General features: G+C 64.9%; 8 protein-coding genes and 1 pseudogene. 2 read left to right on the top strand and 7 right to left on the bottom strand.

Features of this window, described 5'->3' with window-relative positions; all coding sequences use genetic code 11:
• Positions 1-1,021 precede the first annotated feature (1,021 nt).
• Both AB0C27_RS56050 and AB0C27_RS56045 read left to right on the top strand, forming a co-directional pair.
• Positions 1,022-1,513 carry a hypothetical protein gene (locus AB0C27_RS56050; protein ID WP_357863605.1) on the top strand — a complete coding sequence of 164 codons (492 nt, stop codon included), beginning with the start codon at positions 1,022-1,024 and terminating at the stop codon, positions 1,511-1,513.
• A gap of 150 nt (positions 1,514-1,663) precedes the next feature.
• Complete coding sequence (locus AB0C27_RS56045; RefSeq protein WP_357863603.1) at positions 1,664-2,092, top strand: cupin domain-containing protein; 429 nt, start codon at positions 1,664-1,666, stop codon at positions 2,090-2,092.
• A 264-nt stretch (positions 2,093-2,356) separates the two neighbouring features.
• On the opposite strand, the gene AB0C27_RS56040 is transcribed toward AB0C27_RS56045, so the two are convergent.
• The 7 genes and pseudogenes from AB0C27_RS56040 to AB0C27_RS56010 form a co-directional block, all read right to left on the bottom strand.
• Complete coding sequence (locus AB0C27_RS56040; protein WP_357863601.1) at positions 2,357-2,899, bottom strand: transposase; 543 nt, start codon at positions 2,897-2,899, stop codon at positions 2,357-2,359.
• Entirely contained in the window at positions 2,880-3,068 is a 189-nt protein-coding gene (locus AB0C27_RS56035) for a winged helix-turn-helix domain-containing protein (protein WP_357863598.1), read from the bottom strand. Before AB0C27_RS56035 ends, AB0C27_RS56040 begins: the two co-directional genes overlap by 20 nt.
• Positions 3,069-3,203: 135 nt before the next feature.
• Positions 3,204-3,302, bottom strand: a pseudogene (locus tag AB0C27_RS56030) (ABC transporter ATP-binding protein); the annotation flags it as partial.
• Between the two features lie 74 nt (positions 3,303-3,376).
• A complete protein-coding gene (locus AB0C27_RS56025; RefSeq protein WP_357863596.1) occupies positions 3,377-3,610 on the bottom strand; it encodes a hypothetical protein in 234 nt (77 codons plus the stop codon).
• Positions 3,611-3,847: 237 nt separating this feature from the next.
• Complete coding sequence (locus AB0C27_RS56020) at positions 3,848-7,357, bottom strand: hypothetical protein (protein ID WP_357863593.1); 3,510 nt, start codon at positions 7,355-7,357, stop codon at positions 3,848-3,850.
• Positions 7,358-8,009: 652 nt separating this feature from the next.
• Positions 8,010-8,327 (bottom strand): hypothetical protein, encoded by a 318-nt coding sequence (locus AB0C27_RS56015; protein ID WP_357863592.1) that lies wholly within the window; start codon positions 8,325-8,327, stop codon positions 8,010-8,012.
• A 66-nt stretch (positions 8,328-8,393) separates the two neighbouring features.
• The gene (locus AB0C27_RS56010) at positions 8,394-9,308 is read right to left on the bottom strand and encodes a hypothetical protein (protein ID WP_357863589.1); all 915 of its coding nucleotides are present in this window, start codon (positions 9,306-9,308) and stop codon (positions 8,394-8,396) included.
• Positions 9,309-9,732: the final 424 nt, after the last annotated feature.

Raw genomic sequence — 9,732 nt, 5'->3', positions numbered from 1 at the left:
AGCACAGCAGACCCCACCGACCGGCGGTAACGCTACAAATCCATACGATCACATAGCGACATCACAGGCATATGCTCGCGGAACGCACTCTCAGGTCGGATCACTGATCGAACAGACCAACAGGCGAAACATCTCATGCCTTTTCGGTGCTGCACCAAAGACGCGCCGGACCAGATCGGATGTTTGGGCTGTCCTTGCCATTCACTACTCGAAACGGCACCTTCATGCCGCCCCGCGATCCCTAAGCGAGAGGCGGGACGCGCCGTTACCCGAAAGTGGGTCAGAGGCAGCTCGCCCATGCGTGCCAGGCTTGTGGGCTGGCATACGCCTCCACGGGGAACGTCGGCCGCCGTCAGGGCGCCGGGGTGGCGCGCTCGTGGTGCTGGTTCCATCCATCGCACGCTTTGGACGTCGGGTCCAGGTGCGCGACCCGGTGACCAGGACGTACCGGGGTTGCCTGGCTGGCATCGTGAGGAGCTCGGCCTCCGCGCCACCTTGTGGCAGGGCTGGTTGTGCTCGGTGAACAGGAACGTCGGTTGGCCACACAGTGGACAGGGCCGGCGATCGCCGTCATCCCAGTGCTGGAAGTTCGACCAGTCCAGGAGCTGGTGAGCCCCGTCCAGGCTGTGCCTGCGCTGGTGCCGGTAGCTCGATGCTGGCTCATCGCGCCCCTCCTGGCTGCCGTGATCAGGTGCCGTGATCACCAGGGGCGGAACGTGCAGGGTGGGGGCTTCTCCCCCCTTTCCCCCTCCCGGTAGCAAAAGATCGAAGGTGTCGCCACGAGGCGGTCGAGGGATCAAGAGCCAAGATGCTTGAGGCTGATTTTCAGCGCCTATGATAATACCGTTAATTGAACATTCCGCATGTTACATCGCCATGCAAGCGGACATGTAGTCAATGCTGACATCCACGCAACGTGCACACTCTGCGAGTTCCTTATGGCGACACCGATTGGCGACCTAGCTGACCAGAGTGCTACCTCTTGACGCCTCGGCATTAAACGATCCAAGGACCGTGTTCCATGTCAATAACTCTCAATCGCTTGCAAGAGTCGTTTCCCGCACCGGCCAAAGGCCAGATCACGCTCGCCGTCGCGCGACATGAATCCGAGGTCTGGGAGTCCTCGCTTACTGTGGAGTACGCAAAGCAACGCTCGCAACTTCTGCACAGCCTGGCAGACGATTTGGGAGTTCCGGTGAGGTCGTGGGGAGAGACCGACAGCGCACGTCCCCATGAGGTGGTCGAGGTAATCCTTGTGCTCTCTCAGGTTGTCATCCCGGCTCTTGCCACAGTGCTGGCCGCATGGATCACCAGGTGGCCCCGGAAGGTCAAGACAGGGGACGAAGGCCAGAAGCCGGAGTTGCCAAATGCAATCATCCAGGCATCAGTTCCCGGGTTTGTCGTCGTCCGATCCGACGGGGCGCGCCTTGAGATGACTTATCAGACAGCACCAAGCGAGAAGGAAAGAGTTAGGGTTCTAACCAGCTTCCTGAATGGCGTATGCGACGCTTAGTGTGATGCGGCGATCAGCGTGCTCGCCTCGTAGGGACCGTTGCCCATGCCGTGCGCGACACGTTCGAGCTAGACGCTCATTTCCCGGGGCAGGGCACCTTTATGCTGTAGCCGGAAAATCCGGTCGGATCACTGCTACAAAGGACTAGATGTGAGCGCATCTTTGCAGGAAAAAAGGTTGTCTGAACGCGCGGATAGGAAGGCGCCCGATGGCGCTAATGTGCGGTTCCTATGTGATGGCGAGCATGGCGGTATGGCGCATTTCGAGCTCCTGCCTGGTGCTGTATCTCGCGCCATACGTCACCGGACAGTCGAGGAAACTTGGTTCGTCGTTGCTGGCCATGGCGTAATCTGGCGCGAGCTTGATGGAATCGCCAGTGAGATGGTTCTTGAGCCAAACTTGTCCCTCACCATTCCGACAGGAACCGCATTTCAGTTCAAGAATGACAGCAGTGAACCACTGCACATTATTGGCATCACTATGCCGCCATGGCCTGGAAAGGAAGAGGCGATAGAGGCGATCGGCCCCTGGCAGTCTACGTTTGAACCGTCAACTGAAAGTGTTGACGAGGCGGAGTAGCCCTTAAGGTCCCGCGCAATCGGTAACTGCTGCAGCAAGCGCTGGATGATGCGATGGCCGAGCACCGGCTGGCGCTGGAGCACGCCCGCCCTGCGCAACGCGAGGCGCTCAATGAGCTCGCTCGAAGAGTGGGCGCGTCGGCAAGGTGGAGCGGCTGTCCGCCAAAGCCGTCCTGCCCTTGTACGACGGTTCCATCCGGATCGAGTCGAACACCCGCTACAGAGGATGAAAGTTCGGGGTGTCATGTCGATCTCGGGTTCGTGATCAGGCAGTGTGTGCCAGGAAGGCATCTAACAGGTCGGGACGGTACTGCATTTGCTTGAGTCGGCTGCGGATGATCGCGGCGAGGTCGTCGAGGGTGCAGGGGACCAGGTTGCCCAGGCCGCGTTTGAGGTGCGACCACACGGTTTCCACGGGATTGAGTTCGGGCGCGTAGGTCGGCAGGTGGAACACCGTCAGCCACGGGCGCGTGTCGATCAGGCTGCGCATCCGGGCGTCGACGTGGGTGTTGACGGTGTCCCAGATCAGCACGATCGGCCCGCCGAACTGCTGGTGGGCGGCGTCCAGCAGGCGAGCGTAGTCGCTCTCGTTGAACCCTTTGCGTTCGTTCTTACGACGCCGGTAGATCATCATGCGGTAGATCAGCCGAGTCCGCTGACCCGGCTTGAGGCAGACCAGCCCGGCCAGGTTGACGCGCCCGGAGCCCTTGCCCGAGACGGTGACGGTCGGGGTGCGTCCACGGCGGGACCAGGTACGGGCCTTGGGCGGCCTCAGCGATTGTCCTGCCTCATCGGCAAGCAGATCCATGCGTCCTGGTCCCGCGCCGTTGTTCCGCCAGCGGCCAGGTTTCCTTCACCCAGGTGGCGATCGCCTCTTCGTCACGTTCTGCGGCGCGGCGCTGGGGGACCTGCGGGCTCCAGCCCAGCCGATGCCGTGAGCGTACGCCTTGTGCTGTCCGAGGCCATGCCGGACGCACATACCGTGTCGTAAGCGTGTCAGTAGCTCGTCCTGTTTCTACGACCTTCGAGGCGGCGGAGCTGTCAACGTATTGCCTTTCGGAAGCCCTCACATATCCGCCGAACTGACCCTGCCGAGGGCCCCGACGCCAGTGGCAGCGGGCGTGGAAGCGGCCGCCGGCCGGGATGCAAGTGGTGTCTGGCGGCTCACCGGTGAGCACCACGCGATCGGGCGTCTCGGGTAGCACCGACAGTCATAGCACCATGGGCGCTGACAAAGGCGAACCCGCCCTCCACGCGGCCGCCGCGATCGCCGGCGCCGACGACGTCATCGCCGGCCTGCGCCCACGGCTACCGGACCCTGCTGGACCGCCGCTTCAAAGACGGCTGCGAGCTGTCCGGCGGCCAATGGCAGCGCATCGCCGTCCCGCGGCTTCCACCGCGACGCCGATCTACTCATCTGCGACGACCCACCGCCGCCCTCGACGCCCACGCCGAGCACGCCGCATTCGAGGGCCTGCGCACGCACGCCGACGGCCGCACCGTCGTGCTGATCACTCATCGCCTGGCCAGCGTCCGCTACGCAGCAGCAGCCGGCGGTCAGGGAGCGTAGGTGCGGTGGGTGCGACTGCGCGACAACATACGTACCGAGGAGAAGTTGGACGACCTGCTGCGCTGGGGAATCGACGCTGACGGACAGCGCGAACAGCCGTGGTCCGTGGCTGATCTTGTTTAGACACGGACCTGTCCCGACAGGACGGTTGCGGGCCCCAGGGGTTGGCGATGAAGGAGACTCCTTCTATGAGGAGCGTGGTGAGAAAGCCTCGCCAGAACGCACCAAGGCGTGGGCGAAAGCAGCGGCGGTAGTACAGGCGTACTTCGTCCAACGCTCTTCGCGTTTGAAGCCGACGATGTCGCTGATTCCCCGGATGGCGAGGATCGGGTATTCGCGGTCGTGTTGTCGAGCCGCCAGAAAGATCCCACCGAGCTCCATCTCCACGGCTGCCGTCGCCCGTGCTGATTCAAGCCATTGTTGGAGCAGTTCGGTTGACTTGACCAGTGCATCGCTGGTCGCTATCGGCCGGGAAGTGGCGAGCGGGGGACGGGGCGGCAGCCCTGGGGGAAAGTGCTGCAGGAGTACGCTCCGCACCTTCTTTCGCCATTCCCTTCCCCCGTAGTACTTGTTAGAACTCGGGCCCGGCACCTCAAGGTGGGGCTTTTCCAGCCCGAGTGAGGCGGGAGCGTTCCAGTCGCCGAGCCGCCGGACCCATGCAGGCAGGTTGGCCAGATACTGTTGGATCTGCTGATGCATCGATCCGCCACCAATGCTGTAAGCGTCTGGTGCTCCCTCCAATACCGCGCGCACGCAGAAGTCGTGCACGCGTATGGCACAAACTACGTCTCCGAGTGTGAAGTCCGCTGACGGAACTGCGCCAGCAATGCCGATGACCATCAGCCAGCGCGGTTGCAAATCGTGGATCAGGTCGTGCGCGGACTTCTGGGCGTGTCCCTGTCCCTGGTCCGCGGTACGTACGGCTGCGAAGGTGTATTCGCTACCGTTTTTGGCAGCGGTCGTTCCCAGCTCATACCTTTGCCTTCCCGCCTCATGCAGGTTGGGTTTGAAGCGATCGAGGACCGCTTCAAACTCGTCCTCCCGGATGGTGATGACCCCGAAGTCGACTTGTCCCTTGAGCGACTCTAGGCGCGTCGACATCGCGGCACCTCCACTTACCGCAGCCTCGCTCCGGACGAGGATCTGTTCTTGCCTCGCGGCCTCCAGTTCTTCGTAGAGCTGGTCAGCGATCCGGCCATCGGCTTCCATCCCGAACCGCAGAAGATCGTTGGCCTTCTCGGCACGGCCAGTGCGTTGCAATAGGCGGGCTAGCGCTGGTAGCGCGCTTCGAACGCCGCCGTCGATAGCCGCCCGATACAGGCCCTCAGCCGCAGCTTCGTCGTCTTCGTCTTCTCGAAGCGAAGCCAGGACGATGAGCGCGCTCAGGTCACCAGCGTCAACGACGGCTTGATACAGGTCTTTTTCCTTGGCTAGATCCCCGGCCTCCCCACGGAGCTCGGCCAGCTCTACCAGCATTTCAGTGTCGCCGGCGTCGGCGGCCGCGCGGGCTAGGTCTTCGGCCTTCACCTGGTCCCCGGCCCGCTCTCGAGCCCTGGCCAGTTCTACCAGCGCGTCGGTGTCGCCGGCGTCGGCGGCCGCGCGGGCCAGGCGTTCGGCCTCTTCGTGGTCTCCGCCTGCCTCACACAGTCGTGACAGTTCCTGCAGCGCCCAGGTGCTCCCGGCTTTAGCGGCCCTCGCATAGTGGCGCCGGGCCTCGGTCAGATCGCCGGCCTCCTCGCGGAGTAGGCCCAGCTCTACCAGCGCGTACATGTTGCCGAGCTCGCCAGCGTCCCGGTACAAGGCTTCGGCCCAATCCAGCTCCCCAGCCCGCGCAAGAACACCGGCCCACCCCCGTAGTCCACTGGCACGTTCGGCGTCGCTGGCCGCCGGGCGCTTGCGTTCAGCCTCCGTCCGGTTCCTGGCCTCCTGATGCGTCGACTCAAAGATCTTCCACATTTGGGCATCTTTGGCTTGGTCCGCTTCCTGGCGCAGGCGTTCGGCTTCGGCCGGATCCCCAGCTTGCGTGCGCAGCCGTGCCAACGCCTCCAGCGCCCACGCGCTTCCGGCGGCAGCGGCGTCCCGATACAACTGTTCGGCCTTGCCCGGGTTCCCAGCCCGCTCGCGCTGCCCGGCGAGATCCTCCAGGTATCGGGCATCGGCGGCCTGGCGAGCCAGTTGCTCCGCGCCGTCCTCGTCTCCGGCCTGCTCACGCAGCCGAGCCAGGCGCAGCAGCGCATCGATGTCCCCAGCTTCAGCGGCCGAGCGGTAGAGAGCGGCGGCGTGGCCGAAGCGGCCGCGCCTCTCGGCCGCTTCGGCCAGCGTGCGCTGATGATGAGGGGGCAGAGAGCAGGCGGCGGTGTCCCAGAAAGCCGCTCGCGGACAGAGTAGGCGCCGGGTGGCGCGGGTGTGTTGTTGCAGGTAGTCAGCCAGGCGAAAGAGGTCGGGCTCGGCGCCCATGCCCGTGGATCGAGGCACCTGCTGCAGGGCAGCAACGACGTCCTTGACCTTGGTGCGAGCGTAGTCCAGGGCGCCTGTCAGCCAGTCGGAGGTAGCACTGGCTCGCTGGTCATCGGTCAGGTAGCCGGGGGCGGCCTGCTCCAAGAAGGTCAGTGGCAGCGGGGTGGTAACGCCCAGACGGTGGGCGTCCATCGCCACGCTGATGAGGGCCTGGCCGTACGGACCGTGGGGTGGGGAGGCATGTTCGTAGTGGTCAACCAAGTCCGGGCTGGCCGCCAGGATCTGGGTGACCTGGTTGATAGGCAACCGTGCCACAGCGCGCAGGGACGGGTCGGTGCTGGTGGTCAAGGTAGCGAGCTCGTCGGGAGTAAAGGCGTCGGGCAGCGGGAAGAGGCGGGCTTGAGCCAGCAGAGCGCGCGCGTTCGGGTGGGGATCACGGCCCGCGGCGCTGGGAGCAGGGGTGGCAGTGAGTTCATCGTGGTAAACCGTCCACAAGGTGGCGATGATGAGGGCAGGGCCGTCGCCTTCCAGGCGAGTGCGTAGTGCAGCTGCTGCTTCCTCTGCGCTCGCGTCGGACAACAAGTTCTGGGCCTCGTTCAGCCACACCACGGTGCGTGGCCCGAGCACCTCAGCGGTCAGCATCGCCAGCAGGTTCTTGGCGCTCTTGGGAAAGACCAAGTTCCACGTGGACAGCTTGGCGCGCACGGCTTCGTAGGCAGTGCGTGTCTTGCCGGTGCAGGAGGTGCCGCGTATCACCACCAGCGCGGTCCGCTTAGAAGCCACCAGATCCGCTAGATACCCGTGCAGCCGATCATCATGGGGGCGGCGCACATAGGCAGGCAGCGTAAAATCTTGCCCGCGAGCGGGAGCGGCGTCGCCGTTGATGGCGTTGTGCACGCCCAACTGCTCCGCCGTCCATTCCGTGACAGGGCGTGGCCGGTCCGCCAAGCCTTGCCAGCGCGCGACCTGCTCTTGCTTCTCCTGTACTGCCGCCACTCGGGCATGTGCAGCTGCCTGTCGATTGGCCTCAGCCGGACGTCGATATTCGGCGGCGAAGGAGGCGCGCCAACGCGACTCGGCCAGCAACTCGGCCACCGGCCCGATCAACAAGTCGCTCGCGAGCGCCTCGGCCCTGATTAGCTCGATGACCAGCAGGAGTTCATCGAGCCTTCTTGGCCGACGATCTGCACGTAGCCAACCGCCGACCGTGCTGGGCGACACGTTCGCGGCCTCTGCCAAAGCTCGGTCCGTAGGACGTCAGGACGTCCCCGAAGCTGCTCGCGGCGGAACTTCCCCACAACGCGCAGGTCAGTGGACAGATCCGGAGCCGGTGTTTGGTCAGCCCCAGCGCTCCGCTCAGGATCGCTCATGCCCCCTCCCGCTTCGCGCATAATCCCGGCGACCGGTCTTGCCGCCCAAACAGCGCGAGACCCGCACGACGGCAGGATCACTGCGGCACCAGAAGGTCAGAGCCGTCCAGCCGCGACACCTGCGGTCGATGCGCAGCCGAGGCACCGGACCAGCACGCCGACTGCGCGATCGGGCACCGTTCAACCTGCCCACGACGAGGTGATGAATGCCCACAGGACCGTCAAGGTTGACAGTACCCATCCCGGTCCCCGCCCTGGGCGACACCTACTCCGGAGAGTGGATCACCGTCGGTGTGCGCCACTCGCAGGTCCAATTTGCGATACCACCAGCGAAAGGCCGGTGCGCTGGGAATGCCGTACCCCTGCACGCGCTCGTCGTCTTCTCGAGGACGTCCAGTGCGGCGTAGCAAGTGGGGCGGACGCACTGCTGCAGCTGCGCGGCGGTGGCGGCCAGGCGCTGCTCGGCCTGCTCGGCCCGGTCGGTCAGGAGGCGGTTGTTGGCGGCCGGCCCCCACCCTGACTCAGCCATTGCCCCGTCCACATGACCACGACCCCCTACACCTGCCACCGCCCAGGCGCTGGCAGCACGGATCGCGACTGACGCCGACGCCCTGGTCGCCCTGCTCGACCCCGAGGCGCTGGCCTTCGAGGACTTCGACGGCGACTGCGCCGCACTCCTCGCCGAACTTGGTCCCGCGCTCAGGGCACTGGGCCGGGTCGTCGAGCACGTCTTCGAGGTTGCTGCCGAGATTGCCAACGGCGCCGACGCCGACGCCGAGGCGGACGGGGACCAGGGCGTCGAGGCCGCCAGCGAGGCCAAGGAAATAGCCGGCGAGCACTGAGCCCACCACCTACAGGCAGTTGCCGAGGCTGCTGCCTGCCCGCTCCTAAGCTCAGGCGGCCGGCTACTCGTCGCGGATGAAAGTCAGTGACTTCAGGATGATGTCGGGCACGCAGAGGCCCACGAGGCTCGGAGCATCAGCCCCGTGAAAGCCACCAAGGAACAGCCGGCATGCTATTTCCCTGGCAGAACTGGCCTCAAAGCCGACGAGCTCCAGGCCGACGCGGACCTTTCGCTCCATGGTTGAGGGACTGGTGACGGGATGACCCTGGATGAAGGCAAGCGCGTACTCGGCCTGGAGCCTCGCGCACCACCGTGCGAGCTCCCGGACGACACCACGGTCATCGGTCGCCGACTGCGGCGTAATCGTCACCGCGTCGTCGTAGAGGACGGGTGCGTGGGGGAGGTCGGGCGATACCAGTTGCCCCGTCCCCTCTGCGGCGGCTTGGGCAAGGAACGAACGGCGGAACCACCTGGGGAGGTCCATGCGCGCGTCCTCGACCCACCTAAGCGTCGCTGCGGGAGAGACATCGTCTGACGCGAGGCCAGATCGGTTCAGCGGGTCCCAGTTCGCGCCGCCGCCAAGCAGTGGCTGGTCTGCTGCGGCCCGGATCACCTCCTCCGGCGGCGTCACGCCAGCCGCGACGCAGAGCCGCTTGGTGCCTGCTCGACTGCATAGGTCATCCGGTGCGAAGCCGTCGCGTTTGAAGGTACTGAGGAGCCGATCGAACCGGAACCACGGCAACTCGTCTTCGATGACGAGCGGTCCGGCGTCGACCGCGACGGTCGCCGGATCGAGTCGTCCGCACAGGGCTGCAGCGCACAGGTTCCGGGCAGGGATCGACTGTAGTCCCGCATCCCGCAGTAGCTCCACGACTGGACGGTAGACCCCGGCTAGCATCCGTCTCTCCCATTGGGCAGTCGCTTCCGCTGGCACGCCGTGATGCCTGATGGTGTCAAGCTCGTACTCGCGCGCCATCGCTTCGAGGATGTGCCGTGCGTTGATCTGGCTGGGTTCATACAGTGGTGAAGATGGGTCACGTCGGCTCACCCAGTGCGCGGGCCGGAGATCGCTTCGCTTAGCCAGATAGCGGTGGCCGATGTTGGCGGCCTTGAGGATATCCGCGACGCGGGTATCTGCCGGAACGAGCCGGCCGAAGATGTGATCGTGGAATGACCTTGCCGCCGCCAGGCCCTCAAGGAAGCGGTCCGCCGTCGAAATCGCGTCGAGTGGCGTTGGAGGCGGTTTGTGGGGTGACAGTCGGCCAGCTTCGGCCGCAGCGATGAACCGTCGGCGGTTCGCAGGTACTGAGAGTGCGTTCCGCGAGCATATGCCTGTGATGTCGCTATGTGATCGTATGGATTTGTAGCGTTACCGCCGGTCGGTGGGGTCTGCTGTGCTG

It is taken from the genome of Nonomuraea sp. NPDC048882, from assembly GCF_040649755.1.
GTDB classification, from domain to species: Bacteria; Actinomycetota; Actinomycetes; order Streptosporangiales; family Streptosporangiaceae; genus Nonomuraea; species Nonomuraea maheshkhaliensis.
This window is presented reverse-complemented; position numbering and strand designations above follow the sequence as displayed.

Bases quoted from the DNA above. Each gene is read 5' to 3' on its own strand.
- AB0C27_RS56025 (WP_357863596.1), bottom strand. From the start codon at position 3,610: ATGAGTGATCAGCACGACGGTGCGGCCGTCGGCGTGCGTGCGCAGGCC.
- AB0C27_RS56010 (WP_357863589.1), bottom strand. From the start codon at position 9,308: ATGGCGCGCGAGTACGAGCTTGACACCATCAGGCATCACGGCGTGCCA.
- AB0C27_RS56050 (WP_357863605.1), top strand. From the start codon at position 1,022: ATGTCAATAACTCTCAATCGCTTGCAAGAGTCGTTTCCCGCACCGGCC.
- AB0C27_RS56040 (WP_357863601.1), bottom strand. From the start codon at position 2,899: ATGGATCTGCTTGCCGATGAGGCAGGACAATCGCTGAGGCCGCCCAAG.